The following is a 15773-nucleotide window of genomic DNA, read 5'->3' on the forward strand; positions in this document are numbered from 1 at the left end:
GGCCAGGCTCCGAGGAAAGGTCGGCCGTCCTGTGCGCGGCTCAGTCGATCAGCGGTGCCAGCGCGTGCTCGCCCGACAGGATCCGCCAGGCGGGCACCCGCACAGTCCGGCTCACCAGGCAGGGTTGAGCGCCGTGGCCCCCGGAGGGCAGGCCGGTGAGCAGGTCACCTCGCGCGTGGAGGAGCCGGAGGCGCGGGGTCCGTGCTGGGTCTCGGTCCAGGGTCGTTGAGCACCGCCGTATCCTCGCCGGCGTCGGTGAACAGCAGGTCCACCAGGTGCCCGCCCACTTGCACGGTCCGCTCCAGATCAGTGATACCCGTCCGGTCAGGTACCGCTGCAGGTGGTCGGCCAGGTCCTCGCGGGCCTCGGCCGCAGGGTCGGGCGTGCCCGCTTCGGCCGGAGCGCCGTCGTCGCCCGCTTCCAGCGGCGCCGAGCGTGCGGGGAGGAGGGCCGGCAAGCCGCTCTGCTCCTGCCACAACGCGAGGCTGCCGACGGTGAGCAGCTGCGACTTGGCCCGGATGACCGTCACATTCCACAGGTCGACCTGGCTCGCGACCCAGTGCCTGGTCCGGGGCGGGGTGTTGAGCGCCGCGTCATTCTTCGTCGGCCGTGCCGGCGCCGTTGTCCGGCTCAGCGGTCGGAGCCGGCGTCGGCGGAGCCTGAGTCGGCTCGGGCCGATTGCCGACGGGCCGGTACCCCCTCTTCCCGTTGGGGTCCAACTGTGGTCGTGTCTCGGTCACCTGCCGTGTCCCCTTCTTCGGCCCCGGGAAGCACCTCGATGAAGTCGAGGAACTCCACATCATCCATCCGAATATAGATTCCGCCGGAACGCGGCAGTGGACGTTCGAAGGATCCGGCGCCGGACATGGCCCATGCGGTCTGCAAGTACAGGTCTGCGGCTTCCGGATAGCCAGAGCTGTAGGACCGCTCGCCGTAGTACCCGCCCACCCAGAGGCCGCTCTTCAGTCGGGCGCGTACCAGACAGTGGCTCCTGCGCTGGAAGACCTTGTCCCATGCGGTGGGGGTCGGGTCGTAGGTGGACCGGCTTCCTCGCGAGCCCAGCCATGAGGTGAGCCAGGCGGCAGCGGCCGGCACCACGATCAACAGGGTCGTCGCCGTCAGCGCGGCGACGCGAGGGTTGTCGGCCGCGCCGGTCAGCCAGCCTCGGCGACGGTCGTAGACGAGATGCACCAACCATGGGCCGGCGAGCAGGACGTAGAGGGTGTCGAGAGCGATACCCGCGGTCACGGCTCGGAGTATGCGCTCTCCGAGGTCTCTGTGACCCGGGACCGGGCCACGGGCGCGTTCGCGGACGAACTGGTAGGTCACGCCGGGGAGCACCAGAAGAAGAACGATCACTACCTGGGTGACTGTGGTGGGCGCGTGCGGCATCGTCGTATGCCCTTCCGAACAGCGGGTGCAGGATCCTGACGAACTGATGGCCCAATGTCGCCTGATCCCACGATGACTTGCAGGTACCACAGACATACTGGCGTGATGATTGCCCACTGTTGGGGAGGCTGGGACAACTGATGCAGGACCATCTGCTGCGCCTACGCACCACGTGGGTTGACAGTCTGGCAGCTCGGGTCTGCCACGGTCTCAGGCCCGAGACATGCCGGTCCGACGTGTTCCCCTCATGGGTCGCGGATGATCAACTGACACTCGCCACTGTGCTGACCCGCGTCGCGACGGACGATGTTGAGTGCCGCTCTCCGCAGACCATTAGCGATCGACTTCGATCGACCGGCCTCGTCCTCCTAGGAGTACCCGGATCGGTGGTGGCCCGCGACCTTGTCATGCCGGTCCTCCGCACGGTCCGCAAGGGCGGCGTGCCGTGGGAGCAGTGGTGGGATGTGTACGGACTGCACGCCTTGCTGATCGAGTTGTGGGCGGGACGCCGACTGTCGACACATCCACCGGAGAAGGTCCGCGACGAGCTCAAGGCAGTCTGGTGCCTTGAGGACGACCGGGTTGTAGACGCCGTCCTGGACAACACGGAGGACCCCTTCACCTTCCTGCCTACGGATCTCCTGCACGAGTCCGCCACCGGAACGGCGAGGGGGTGCACGCAGTTCCTCGTCACCAGAGGCTTGATGAAGATCACCCTCCCGGACGCCTTCCTGAGCACCAGGCCAGGGCTGGCCGACAGACCGGAGCTCACGGAGGTTCTGAACCGCTGGTACCACCGCGTCGATCTAGAAGAGACTGTGCAGCGTGTCCGGGGTCTTTCGCCAGACCTCTTGATGGGATTACGCAGAGATTTCGAAGCGTGGGATGCCCGAATGGGCCAACTGGCCTCTCACTTGACGGCACAAGAGGTCAAGCTGTTCACGCCCATGACGGAGGATGAACGGTACGGCGAGGAGTGCCTTCGGGCGGGCTGGGGCCTGCATCGAGCCGAACTGGACCCAGACGACGCTTTATTGTGGCAACCGGATTCCGGCGCCCGGGACTCCTCGGTGCCCGATTGGGCGGCCGAGGAAATCATCACGTGCGGTACCCGCTTCTTCCACAGGCAGGCAGGTCCTCACCCCGTCTGGTTGGCCACAGTGGAGACGGACGCGCATATGGCGGCCGTGCGAATGCTGATGGAGCCGCCAACACGGCACGGCTTCGAGGTCGAAGACTACGATGACGGTCTGAGACTGTGGTTCCAGTTCCCCGCACATCCGGCCGACCCCGCCCCTCCCTTCCAGGCCCCCTACACCTACTCCCTCTCCTGGGTGGAACATGCTCTGGAACTGCTCCATCTTGCGACCGTTGGGTACGCCCGTCTCAGCGTCGTCCGGCTGGTAGGCGACGGTGAGCTCAGGGCAGTGGGCAGTATCCGGCTCGGTCTTCCGGAAGAGGTGTGCGCCCGGGCAAAGGAAGCCTCGATCGCAGCGCTTCGTCGGCTGGTCGGTGACGAGACGCAGACGATAAGGCAGAGGATCGCCCTTGAGGGCCGAGACCAGGCCGCAGAGGTCGCCTTCCAGACCTGTGAAACCGCCAAGGGCGAGGACATTCATGACGAGCTGGCCCTGGAGTCCGACGCCCCTGAGTACCAGTCCTTCATCGCAGCCGCACGCCATCTCGCCTGGCTTCGCTCTCGGTATGCCGCCGACCTGCTCGACGGAAAAGGGCCGTTGGAGGGAGATACGGAACTGAAGGCCGCTGCCGAGGACAGGCAGAGAGTTCTGGAACTGCTTCGGGCGGCCACGGGGCGTGGGAAGGGCAAGCCACGATGGACTGACCGCTCCGACAGACCCTCCGTGGACGAACAGAGTGCGTTCGTCCACCTCATCAACCGGTACGGAACTCTCCAGCTTGCGGTGTGCCGGACCAGTGCGGGCCACTCGCACTTCGATCTAATTACGTGTGACGGGTTTCCCCTCGTACCTCTCGCCGGTGCGGTCGATGAATGGAGGCGGCAAGCACCGGATCACCCCCAACGTAAGTGGCACGACTACCTGGAGCACTTGGTTACTGAGTGCGGTGGGCCGGCACAAGCCATCATCGAGACGGTTACGCCCCATGAAGTCCGTCGGTTGGTGCTCAGCCCCACAGCTCCGCTGGAGCTCCTGCCCCTTCACGCAGCTCCGCTCGGCAGCGCGCGCACCCCCACCTTGATCGATGCTTTCGAGCAGGTGGTCTACGCCCCTACGGCTCGACTCGTGTCCGCCATCGAGAGTTCCCAGCGGCAAGCGGCTGTGGTCGAGGTGCTGGTAGTGGCACACGGCGGTGGTCACCTCCCCGGCCTCGAGCTGATTGGCGGCCCACTGTGCGAAGCCCATGTGATCGAAGGTCTTCACGACAGCGTGGAAGTTGTCATGGAAGAGGAGGCGACTCCGGCCCGCGCTTTGCACATGATGCCCATGGCCCGGATCGTCCACGTCGCGGCACACGGCTTGACCCACCCGAATCGCTGGGCCGCCGGACTCGCCCTGCACGGCGGTTCGCTCGGGAAGGCCATGCTCACTTCCAGTGGGATCCTCGCAGACGGAATCTTCTCCAGTGTCGACCTGGTCATCCTGAACGCTTGCAGAACAGGCACGCACGAAGGCACCGGCCGTACCGTGCAGACCTTGCGCAGCATCGAGTCCGTGTTCCTCGCCCGCGGAGCGAAAGCGGTCATCTCCACCCTGTGGGACATCACGGACCTGCAGGGTGTCGTGTTCTCCGCCGTGCTCCACGCACACCTCGGTGCTGGATTGGACTCCCACAGCGCTTACGCCGACACCATCCGCTACCTACGTGAGTATCGGTGGCACGTGCCCTCTGGGGCAGGTCCGGCGGGCGCCGCCGAATCAGCCATCGACACGATACTTCCGGACTGGCGGAGCCACCTTGACCAGCAGGTCGCCGAGAATCCGCTGTTCTGGGCCGCATTCAAGATCACTGGAGTCGTCTGAGTCACGCGCTCACGGTCGCAGCTTCGCGCGTGCTGTTCAGCACGGACAGGGAAGTCTCAAGGAGAGCGGTGTCCGGTCTGGCTGTGATGGAACTCGACCTGAGTTGCCACGGTGTGGCCGCGGTATTTCGCCTCGGTCAGGAGTTGAGCGAGCGGGCCCGGCGTCCGCACCTGGCGGCGAACGTGCAGCGCGCGGCCTTGCATAGACTGGCTGCGTTCTGGGCCGGTCCGCCTTCCATAGCAGCGGTCGCAGGTCACGCAGGGGAGGCTTTGGCGACGTGGAACCACTGAGGGACGAGGACCCGAGGGAGATCGGGGGCTTCTCGCTCGTATGCCGGATCGGGTCCGGCGGCATGGGAGAGGTGTTTCTCGGGGAGTCCGCGGCCGGCCACCAGGCCGCCGTGAAGGTCATCAAGCCGTCTGTCCTCGATGAGGACACCCGGGCGCGCTTCGTGTCCGAAGTGGACAGTCTGCGCACGGTGTACGGGCCTTTCGTCGCCGCGTTCGTGGGCGCGGACGCGGACGCGGACCAGCCTTGGCTCGCCGTGGAGTACGTCCCCGGACCGGACCTGCGCACGCTCGTCACCGGACATGGTCCGCTGCCGCTCGCCGAGACCGCCAGCCTGGGCGCGTTGCTGGCGGAAGGGCTCGGCACGGTGCACGACGCGGGGCTGCTCCACCGGGACCTGAAGCCGCCGAACATCCTGCTGTCCCCGTATGGTCCGAAGGTGATCGACTTCGGTCTCGCCGTGCTCGCGGAACGCCGTACCACCCTGACGGCGACCGGCTTCGTCGTCGGCAGCGTGCTCTGCATGCCGCCGGAGCAGGCCCGGGGCGAGCACCGGCTGGACCAGTCGGCCGACGTCTACGCACTGGGTGCGGTACTGCTGTTCGCCGCGACCGGGCACTACCCGTACGAGGGGCCGACCTGGCAGGCCGTCGCCCTGAAGATTGAGGACCCGCACACCCCGCCCAACCTCACGGGTGTCCCACCGGAGCTGGCATCGCTGATCACGGACATGCTGGCCCCGGATCCGACTGCGCGGCCGGCCCTGCCCGAGGTCATCGAGCGGTTGGTACGGGCCATCCGGGACCAGGGGCTGACCGCTCTCCAGGCCAAGCGTCGTCTGACCGACCTGACGCCCGAAACCGTCGTGCCCCACCTTCCCGCGCCGCCCCCCGGCCAGGCGTCCGGAACCGACACCCACGCCTACACGCCCGGCGCCATCGACCCGACGGCGGCCGAGGACGGGGAGCGGCCGGACGCGTCGGTGCCCGCCGGGACTGGGCGGGACGACGCCGACGCCGAAGCCGGCGAGGAAGCCGGGAACGCCGTCTCCCCCGCCCCGCGGGAGACCGTTCCCGAGGAGAGCGGGGCCCCGCCACGAAGCCGCGGGGCCATCGGCGTCCCCCCCTCGGCACCCCTGAGGATCGCCGAGCGGATCCGCGCCGCGTACGCCCGAGAGGCACGCTTCTGAGCAGCCGCGGTCCGCGCCCCGAAGCCCGTACGGACCCCTCCGCTTCCGTGACAGACTTGCCGTCGCAGGACCGCACGACGCACGGGAAGACGAAGGGGCCGCGGGTGACCGACCAGGGGGCGACACAGGAGGGGACCCGGTTCCCGCCGGGGGCGCAGATCTCCGTACGGGACGAGGAGTGGCTGGTCCGCAACACCACCACGACCGACCACGACGGGGAACGGATCGAGGCGGTCGGCGTCTCGGAGTTCGTGCGCGATGAGGAGGCCGTCTTCTTCAGCGGCATCGACGAGGTGGAACTGCTCGATCCGGAGAAGACCCGCCTGATCCCCGACACCTCTTCGTACTTCCGCAGCAGCCGCCTCTTTCTCGAAGCCGTCCTGCGCAAAACCCCGCTGCCCCAGTCGGAGCGCGGCCTCGCCCTCGCGGACGGCTTCCTGCTGGACCCGCTCGTCTACCAGCAGCGCCCCGCCGAACTGGCCCTGTCGATGCGCAATCTGCGCCCGCGGGTCCTAATCGCCGATGTAGTGGGTCTCGGCAAGACGCTCGAGATCGGCCTGACCCTCGCGGAGCTGATCCGTCGCGGTCGGGGCGAGCGCATCCTGGTCGTGACCCCGCAGAGCATCCTGGAGCAGTTCCAGCACGAGCTGTGGACCCGCTTCTCGATCCCGCTCGTGCGGCTCGACTCGCTCGGCGTCCAGCGCATCCAGCGCGAGCTGCCGGCCGGCCGGAACCCGTTCACGCACTACAAGCGCGTGATCATCTCCGTGGACACCCTCAAGAACATCGGCCAGTACCGGCACCACCTGGAGCGCATCCGCTGGGACGCCGTCGTCATCGACGAGTCCCACAACCTGATCAACCCGGGCAGCCAGCGCCGCGCCCTCGCCGAGATCCTCGCCCCGCGCACGGACGCCCTGCTGCTGGCCAGCGCCACCCCGCACAACGGTGACAAGCGGTCCTTCGCCGACCTGATCTCCTTGCTCGACCCGGCCGCCATCGCCGACCGCGACCACTATGACCCGGCCGAGGACCTCGGCCACCTCTACATCCGGCGCACCAAGATCAGCCGCGAGGTCCGGGACGAGATGGGCACCGAGTGGCCCGACCGCGGCCCCACCGTCTCCCTCCACTGTGCCGCCACCGAGGCCGAGGAGCAGGTCTTCGCCGAACTGGCCGAGCACTGGATTCCCGCTGCGCCGAAGAGCACGGAGTTCGGCACGGCGGACGAGGATCCCGCCTCGGTCGCCACCGAAGCCGTCTTCGCCTACAACCTGCTCAAGACGTTCCTTTCCTCCCACGTCGCTCTCGGCGAGACGGTCGCCAACCGCATCACCGCGCTGGGCGACAGGGTCCGCAGGGCCGAGGAGAAGGGGCTGCGCCCCGACCCGGCCATCGCCGGAGAGCAGGCCGCCCTCGCCCGGCTGCGGGAGATCGTCGCCGGTATGGGAGACGGCAGCGCGCCCGGCGACTCCGCCAAACTCGACGCGCTCGTCCAGCAGTTGCGGGAGATCGGCGTCGGCCCCCGGTCTACCACGCGGGCCGTGATCTTCTCCGAGCGCGTCCGCACGCTCAAGTGGCTGGCCGAGGTCGTCCCCGCCCGGCTGGGCTTCCCCGTCGCGGCCGACGGCACGGCGAAGGCCGTGTCCGTGATGCACGGCGGCCTCAGCGACGATGAACAGGGCGACGTCCTGGAGGCGTTCGGCCTCGCCGACACCCCGGTCCGGCTGCTGTTCACCGGCGACGTCGCCTCCGAGGGCGTCAACCTGCACCGCCAGTGCCACCACCTGATCCACTACGACATCCCGTGGTCGCTGATCCGCATCGAGCAGCGCAACGGCCGCATCGACCGGTACGGGCAGACGTACGAGCCCCAGTTCAGTGCGCTGATCCTCACCTCGGCCGTACCCGGCGCCAAGGACGACCGCACGGTCGCCGAGAAGCTGCTCCGCCGTGAGGAGGAGGCGCACAAACTGGACGGCACCGCCGAGGCCGTGTCCGGTTTCTACCGCGCCGAGGAGGAAGAGCGCCGGCTCATCAAGGAGCTGGTCCGCGGCGGCACCGTCGAGGAATTCCTGGACGACGGTCCCGGCGCCGACGACACCGCCCTGGCCGACCTGTTCGGCCAGGTGGACACGATCACCGAGCAGGAGCTGCCCGCACGCGCCGAACTGATCTCGCTCTTCGAAGGCGACACCGCCGCCTTCGTCTCCACCGCCCTCGACGAGGTCTACCAGGAGCGCGCCGAGGACGCGATCGGCCTTTCCTCCGGCACCGACGCCAAGGGCGGCGCCTATTTCTCGCTCTCTCCCGCCCAGGCCCCCGACCTGCTCCACCGCCTCAAGGCCCTCCCGCCCTCCTATCTCAAGGAGCAGCGGGTCGCCGAGCGGATGCTGGTCACCTTCGACCGTACCCTCGCGCAGCGCAAGCTCACCGAGGCCAGGGACAGCAGCACCAGCATGTGGCCGGAGGTCTCCTTCCTCACCGACATCCACCCGGTGGTGGAATGGCTGACGGACAAGGTCCTCGTCGAGTTCGGCCGCCAGGAAGCCCCGGTCATCACCACGCCGCACGTGGACAGCCCTGTCTTCCTGGTCCAGGGCATCCACTCCAACGCCCTGGGCCGCCCCACCGTGGTGCGCTGGATGGCCGTCACCGGGCTCGACGCCGACGGCACCGGCACACCCGAGGTGCGGCCCATGGCCGACGCGCTGCGCGATGCGAAGGTCGGCCCCCGGCTCGCCCGCACCGGCGGCCCGCGCGACCTGGACCGGCTCCAGACCCTCGTGCCCGCCGCCGTCGCCGCGGCCCGCCACCACCTGGACGAGGGTAGGGCCCAGTGGGAGGAGCGGATCAGCGAGCCTCTCGCCGCCTACCGCGCCCACGTCGCCCAGTGGCGCGCCGACTCCCTGCTGCCCGGAGTCACGGGCCGCCGCGAACGCGTCGTCGAGGAGACCGCCGACGAACTGGCCCGGCTCCTCGACCAACTGCACACCACCGGCCGCCCGCTGCTGCGCGTCCTCGCCGTCCTCGCCCGCCCCGGCGGCCCGGACACCCCCGAAGCCGACGAGCCCGCAGCCGACGCCCACCCGTCCGACGCCCAGGCGGAGAACTGACGTGACGTACGACTCGCTGGTCAACCACGGCGACTACCTCTCGCCCCACTATCTCGCCGAAGTCCTCCCCAAGGATCTCAAGGCGAAGGACGGCCTCCTCTCCCGCTGGGCCGCCTTCGAGGAGGACGAACGCCGCCGCCACGCCGACGCCGTCGCCGAGGCCGATCGCCAGGGCCTCGGCCGCGACTCCGTACCGCCGCGCGCCCGTACCCCCCGCGAGGGCCTGCGCGCCCTGCACGGCCCCTACTTCGCGGGCCGCGCAGCCCTCGCCAAGGACGCGGAAGCCCTCGCCGAACCCGGCGCTCCCCAGCCCGAGGGCTGGCGCAAGCGCTTGACCGAATCGCATCTGGACACCCTGCACGCCCTCGGCTATACCGCCGCGCACGAGCAGCCCGTCACCGTCCACCGCACCGATCACGCGTACGCCGTCCAGGTCGTGCACGCCGAACCGGGCCTCTACGCGGTCTCCTGCGGCTGGACCACCCAGCCCGACGCCGCCCTCGACCCGGACGGCGCCGGCCGACTGCTCCACCCCGTGACACTGGAGCAGTCGGCGCCTCCCCTCCAGGACGCCAAGGCCCTCACCGACTTCCTCTTCGCCTGCGACGCGCCTCCGCGCTACGTCCTCCTGCTCGTCGGCGGCGTCATCGTCCTCGCCGACCGCCTCGCCTGGCCAGAGGGCCGCTACCTCGCCGCCGACCTCGACGCGTCCCTCCACCGCCGTGACGACCGCCACGGCGGCGAACTCGACACACTCGCCGCCCTCTTCGGCGCCGACGCGCTGCGCGTCCCGACCGAGGGCGGCACCGCCCCCCTCGCCTCCTTCGTCGACCGGTCCGGCAAGCACGCCGTCGGCGTCTCCACCGAACTCCGCGAGGGGCTGCGCCTGAGCGTCGAGTGGATCGCGAACGCCGTCCTGGAACGCCTGCGCGACCCCGAGAACGGCATCACCCCCGCCGACCTCGACGACCCGGCGCGCCTCGCCAAGGAACTCAGCCGAGAGTCCCTGCGCTACCTCTACCGCATCCTGTTCCTGCTCTACGCGGAGGCCAGCCCCACCCTCGGCATTCTGCCCTCCGACTATCCCGAGTACGAGCAGGGCTACGGCCTCCAGCGCCTCGGCGACCTCGTCCTGCGCGACCTCGTCGGCGAGCGCTCCCGGCGCGGTTTCCACCTGTACGAGTCGCTGGACCTGCTCTTCGACAAGGTCGAGAAGGGCCACCGCCGCTACGGCACCGAGCCCGAGGACCTGGCCGCCGAGACCGCCGCCCGCGCGGCCGCCGAGGCGGAGCGGGAGGCGGCGCGGCTCCTGGCGGTCGGCGAGATCACCCCGGCCGAGCACACCGAACGCGTCCGCGAGGCCGACCGCGCCCGCCGCGCCGCCGCCCGCAGCACGAGCGCGGGCCTGCGCTTCGAGGCCCTGCACTCCGAGCTGTTCACCAAGGACGCCGTCCGTCTCATCGCCGACGACCGCATCGAGAACCGGGCCTACCGGGGCGGCGAAGGTGAGAAGCGCCTCCCGTTCCTGGACACCCGGCTGCGCAACGAGACCCTGCACAAGGTGCTGCGCCGCCTGATGCTCACCAAGGGCCGGGGCAAGGAGCGCGGCGGCTTCATCTCGTACGCCCAGCTCGGCATCAACCAGCTCGGCGCGGTGTACGAGGGCCTGATGTCCTACACCGGTTCCATCGCCGAGGAGGAGCTGTACGAAGTCGCCAAGAAGGGCGACGAGTCGGGCGGCAGCTGGACGATCCCCGCCTCCCGTGTCCAGCACTACGACGACAAGGTCTTCGTCACCCGGACGGACGAGGAGACCGGCCGCAAGGACCGCGTGGTCCACCCCACGGGTTCGTTCGTCTACCGCCTGGCAGGCCGCGACCGCCAGACCTCCGCCTCCTACTACACCCCGAAGTCCCTCACCGAGGTCACCGTCGAGCTGGCCCTCAAGCACCGGCTGGACCAGCACGGCACCGTCACCCCGGCCAGGGAGCTCCTGACCTGGACGATCTGCGAGCCGGCCCTCGGCTCCGGCGCCTTCCTCAACGAGGCCATCGACCAGGTGGCCGCCGAGTACCTGCGGCGCCGCGAACGCGAACTGGGCCGCCGAGTCGACCCCGAGCTGCGGCAGCTCGAACTCCAGAAGACCAAGGCCTACATCGCCCTGCACAACGCCTACGGTGTCGACCTCAACGCCACGGCGGTGGAACTGGCCGAGGTCTCCCTCTGGCTCAACTCCATGCATCCCGGCATGCGGGCCCCCTGGTTCGGCCTGCACCTGCGGCGCGGCAACTCACTCATCGGCGCGGGCCGCAAGATCTACAAGGCGGACGCTCTGCCGGGCGGCGGGTGGCTGGCGAAGAAGAACACTGTCCCGCCGACCGACCTGCCCTTCCGGGCCGGCCCGCTGCCCGACGGCGCGGTCCACCAGTTCCTGCTGCCCGCCATCGGCTGGGGCGCGGTCGCGGCAGAGTCCGAGGCGAAGAAGCTCGCGGAGGACGAGGCCAAGGTGCTGGGGGCGTGGCGCAAGGGCGTCCAGAAGGCTCCCAAGGCGCCGAAGCCGTTCCAGGAGCGCGGCGCCGAGACCGCCGAGGCCCGGCAGAAGCGCTACGACCGGTGGCGCAAGGCCGCGGACAAGACCGAACTGGGCCGGTTGCAGGCCCTGGCCCGCCGCGCCGAGTTCCTGTGGTCGCTCGTCGCGACGCGCCTCGAACTCTCTGAACGGGCGGTCTCCCGCCGCATCGACGTGTGGGGCGCGGACTGGCTGGAGCAGACCTCGCGGGCGGAGGCGGAGGACAAGCAGAAGGTCCTCGACGACCTCACCCGCCACGGCACGCCGTACTGGCGCCTCAAGACCGTGATGGACGCGTGGTGCGCGCTGTGGTTCTGGCCGCTGGACAAGGCCAGCGAACTCGACGGCACGGACCCGGTGTACGAGACGGGCGGCACGCTGGTCGACGAGGGGTCGGTGGCTGGGCTGCTCGCCTCCGCCGTGCGGCCGGTGGAGCCCGTGGAGCCGGTGGAGTCTCCCGTGGACCGCCGCTTGTGGCGGGCGGCCGGGCTGTTCGACCATCCGGACGGTGAACAGGGCGAGTTGGGTGCGGCGGACGAGGAGGCCGGCCTGGAGACCCGGAGCAAGCGCGGTACGACGGGCCGCGAGGCCCGGATCACCGACCCGCGCCGGCCGTGCATCCCCTTGCGGAACATGGGGGACTGGCTGGACTTCCTGGAGGCCCTGCTCGGCACCAGGGACCCGGAGGGCTCACCCCTCGAAGGCATCGAGGACATGCCGGTGGACCGGGCACTGGAGTTCCTGTCGGACATCGAGGTACGCCTCGACGGCATCCTCGGCATGGACGCGCCCGGCCGCCTGCCGTTCCGTTTCCCCTGGCTGAACACGGTCGAGGACATCGCGGGCACGACGGAGAAGGACATAAAGGCGGAGGACGGCCACGGCTTCTTCCACTGGGAGCTGCACTTCGCGCATGTGTTCCGGGGGCCGGGGGGCGGGTTCGACCTTCAGGTGGGGAATCCGCCTTGGGTGCGGCCGGACTGGAACGAGAGCGTGGTGCTCGCCGAGTTCGAACCGTGGTTCCAGCTCGTGGAGAAGTCCTCGGTCACGGCACGAAGGGAGCGCAAGACGGCGGTACTGGAGAATGCCGCTCATCGCGCGGCATACCTCCGTGACTTGACCGCGACGACGGGCACGGCCGAGTGGCTGGGGAGTGCCGTGACGTATCCGCTGATTTCGGGAACACGTCCGGACTTGTATCGAGCGTTCATGTGCCGTACGTGGGAGCACTTGTCTCGGAACGGCACGGTGGGACTTGTCCATCCAGGCTCACACTTCAGCGGCGACAAGGAAGGACGGCTGCGCGAGGCCGCGTACACCAGGCTGCGGGTACACGGCGACTTCGTGAATCAAGGGAACCGCTTCTTCCCGCCGCCCGTTGGTCACGCGAGCCACTTCGGCGTACACATTTACGGGTCGGAAGGTGAGATCGGCTTCGATCACCTTTCTTGGCTGGTGTCCGTGGACGCTCTGCGATTGTCAGCTCAGGATGACGGTACGGGACCGGACCCGGGGATCAAGTACGCCGGGCGTTGGGACGAACGTCCGCACTACAAGCGGATTGTCCGGGTGGATGAAGCGACACTGGCACGGTGGAAGAACCTGGCGGGTGAAGAAGCACAGCCCGTCCGGCAGACGAGGCTGTTGTCGCCGGTCAGTACGGCTGAGGCTGAGGCTATTGAGGCGCTCGCCGCTTATCCGGTGCGGTTGGGTGATTGGGACCCGCAGATCACGAGCGGCTACAACGAGAAGACAGCCAAGGACGACGACCTCATCGACTACAACACGCCGGATGACTCGGGCGTGATCCGACGGCCGGCCGACTGGTCCGAGGTCATCCTCAAGGGCCCGCAGATCGGCCTCGCCAACCCGATGTTCAAGCAGCCGAGCCAGGGCAGCAGCGACCTTCTGGGCCTCAACCCGATGACGCTGCCGGACGAAGCCATGCCCGAGTCCGAGTACGTCTACGTCGCGAAGCCTGAGGTGTACCGGGCCGCACAGGACGTGTGGAGCGACGGCCGGACTCTGGAGCAGCTCAAGGCGTCCGCACGTGAGGTGACACGGGCGCGGAACGCTGCCGCAGGGCGCTTCGGGGTGGCGGCGTCGGAGGTCACCGAGGAGCAGGTGGAGGCGGAGCTGCTGCGGCGGCTGCGGAGGCCGTACACGGAGTTCTACCGGGTGGCGTGGCGCAAGATGATCGCGCCCGACACGGAGAGGGCCCTTTACACAGCTTTGCTGCCCCCAGGCGCCGCACACATTGATGCGTTGCGCAGTGGCGCGCTGTCTGCCAACCGAAGCACTGCCCTGCTAGCCGGCTTCTGGGCTTCACTCCCGGTGGACTACCTGCTGCGCACAACCCGAGTAAGGAACCTTGATGTGGCTCCGGCCAGGCGGCTCCCCGCGCCGGCCGCCGACCACCCGCTGGCCTCGGCACTCTTGTTGCGAACCCTGCGCCTGAACTGCCTCACGGCTGCCTACGCGGAGTTGTGGGAGGAGCTGTACGAGTCGACTTGGCCCGGCTACGAACCCTGGGCAGTGGAATGGCCAGCCATGCAGCCTCTCCACGAGGTCGGCCCAACGTGGGAGCGGTCGACCCCGCTGCGCAGCGAGCGGGCGCGCAGAGCCGCGCTCGTGGAGATCGATGCCCTTGTCGCGGTCTGGCTCGGAGTGAGTGCAGACGCTCTCGCTGCCATGTACAAGTCCCGCTTCCCGATCATGCAGGAGTTCGATGCGGTCACCTGGTTCGACGCCAACGAGCGGAAGATTGCGGGCGCTCGGCATACGTACGGCTTCGGCCAGACCAAGGACCACTACGAGCAGTTGCTCGCCTACCAGAAGCAGGGCCGCGCCGAGCCCCCCGAGGGCTACACCGCCCCCTTCTACAAGGCCGAGCGCGAGAAGGAGATGCGAGAGGCGCACGCCTACTTCACCGCGCGGCTACAGGAAGCCACAGCCAAGGGCAAGTGAAGGGCAGCGCCCCGCGTCGGACGGCTCCGGCGCGGGGCGTGAGGGTCAGTTCTGGCCGGCGTAGGAGACGAAGTCGCTCCACGCGGCCGGGGAGAGGGCAAGTTCGGGGCTCCGCTGGTCCTTGGAGTCCCGGACGTGGATCGCGTGCGTGCCGTTCGCCACCTCGATGCAGTCGTCACCCTGCGAGCCGCTGTAACTGCTCTTGAACCAGGCCAGGTCGGACGTGTTCATAGCGCTCCTCGCAATCGCTTCAACAGGCCCAAGGAGTCCTCGGGGGTCAAGGCCTGCGAGCGCAGTTTCGCATACCGCTGCTGGAGCAGACTGATCTCTTTCGCATGGGCGATCAGCCGTCCGTTCTGCTGCCCTTCGGAGTAGGCGAACCACTGGTTGTCCGGTGTCTCGGCCAGACGCATCGGCCCGTCCGCCCCCGCATGCGACGGCTGCCGCAGCGGCATCACCTGAAACTCCACATTCCAGTTCCCCTCGACCACCCCCAGCAACCGGTCAAACTGCTCCCGCGTCACCGCCTCCCCACCCGTCCACCGCTCCAGCACCGCCTGCTCCACAATGAAGCTGAACGCTGTCGGCGGCTTCCGCGTCACCGCCAGCAGCTCCTGCCGAGCCATCCGCGCCGCGATCCGCTCCTCCAGCTCCTCCGGGTCGGGCAGCGGCGGCACGTTCAACGACACCGCCCGCGCGTACGCCTCCGTCTGCAACAGACCCGGCACCACCCGGCACTCGTAGGTGTACAGGCTGATTGCCGTCGCCTCCAGCCGAGCCCACTGCCGGAACCAGCTCGCCAGCCCCGCCTGCCGCGACAGATGCGGCGCCGCCTTCCGCAGTGCCCCCGTGTTGCCGAGGGCTTCCTCCGCGCGCTCCACGAAGTCCCGGTCCGGCATCCGGCGCCCCTGTTCAACCGAGGCGACCGTGTGTTTGGAGAAGCGGACCAGGGCGCCGAACTCCTCGCGGCTCAGGCCCGCGTGCTCCCGCAGGGCCTGGACGACCGCGCCGAAGGTGCGCAGACTGTCCGACGCCCCCGGTTCCGCGCCGCTCGCCCCGGTACCGCCGTCCGTACATTCGTAGGCCACCGTCGGCCACCTCCCGCGCACCGTCACCGCCCGTACCGCTTCTGGCTCGGCTCCATCGTCACGCGGAGTGACACGTACTGTCCACCGAATGTGTGCGTACGCTGACTCTGCGTACGCGGGTCGGCGCTGGCGAACCGCCCGAGCCCGCAGCCAGATTGGGCA

General features: G+C 69.1%; 8 protein-coding genes. 4 read left to right on the forward strand and 4 right to left on the reverse strand.

The window, feature by feature from the left end; all coding sequences use genetic code 11:
- Positions 1-40 precede the first annotated feature (40 nt).
- Together Sco07f_RS09795 and Sco07f_RS09800 are read right to left on the reverse strand one after the other, a co-directional pair.
- Entirely contained in the window at positions 41-529 is a 489-nt protein-coding gene (locus Sco07f_RS09795) for a hypothetical protein (RefSeq protein ID WP_244942021.1), read from the reverse strand.
- Between the two features lie 101 nt (positions 530-630).
- Positions 631-1392, reverse strand: a complete 762-nt coding sequence (locus Sco07f_RS09800; RefSeq protein WP_108987575.1) for a DUF6338 family protein — start codon at positions 1390-1392, stop codon at positions 631-633.
- A gap of 281 nt (positions 1393-1673) precedes the next feature.
- Between Sco07f_RS09800 and Sco07f_RS09805 the strand changes: the two genes are divergently transcribed.
- The 4 genes from Sco07f_RS09805 (at position 1674) to Sco07f_RS09820 (ending at position 14523) form a co-directional block, all read left to right on the forward strand.
- Positions 1674-4394 (forward strand): CHAT domain-containing protein, encoded by a 2721-nt coding sequence (locus Sco07f_RS09805; RefSeq protein ID WP_159106937.1) that lies wholly within the window; start codon positions 1674-1676, stop codon positions 4392-4394.
- 277 nt (positions 4395-4671) lie between these two features.
- Positions 4672-5871 carry a serine/threonine-protein kinase gene (locus Sco07f_RS09810; RefSeq protein ID WP_108987577.1) on the forward strand — a complete coding sequence of 400 codons (1200 nt, stop codon included), beginning with the start codon at positions 4672-4674 and terminating at the stop codon, positions 5869-5871.
- A gap of 104 nt (positions 5872-5975) precedes the next feature.
- On the forward strand, positions 5976-8987 hold the full coding sequence (locus Sco07f_RS09815) for an SNF2-related protein (protein ID WP_108987578.1): 3012 nt from the start codon (positions 5976-5978) through the stop codon (positions 8985-8987).
- A gap of 1 nt (position 8988) precedes the next feature.
- Positions 8989-14523: a hypothetical protein gene (locus tag Sco07f_RS09820; RefSeq protein WP_108987579.1), complete on the forward strand. Its 5535-nt coding sequence runs from the start codon at positions 8989-8991 to the stop codon at positions 14521-14523.
- A gap of 45 nt (positions 14524-14568) precedes the next feature.
- Here the strand turns inward: Sco07f_RS09820 and Sco07f_RS09825 are convergent, their stop codons facing one another.
- Entirely contained in the window at positions 14569-14754 is a 186-nt protein-coding gene (locus Sco07f_RS09825; protein WP_108987580.1) for a DUF397 domain-containing protein, read from the reverse strand.
- Positions 14751-15611 (reverse strand): helix-turn-helix domain-containing protein, encoded by an 861-nt coding sequence (locus Sco07f_RS09830; RefSeq protein WP_108987794.1) that lies wholly within the window; start codon positions 15609-15611, stop codon positions 14751-14753. The genes Sco07f_RS09825 and Sco07f_RS09830 overlap by 4 nt, the downstream gene beginning before the upstream one ends.
- Positions 15612-15773: the final 162 nt, after the last annotated feature.

Origin of the sequence: Streptomyces coelicoflavus (assembly GCF_003112555.1) — a bacterium.
GTDB classification, from domain to species: Bacteria; Actinomycetota; Actinomycetes; order Streptomycetales; family Streptomycetaceae; genus Streptomyces; species Streptomyces coelicoflavus.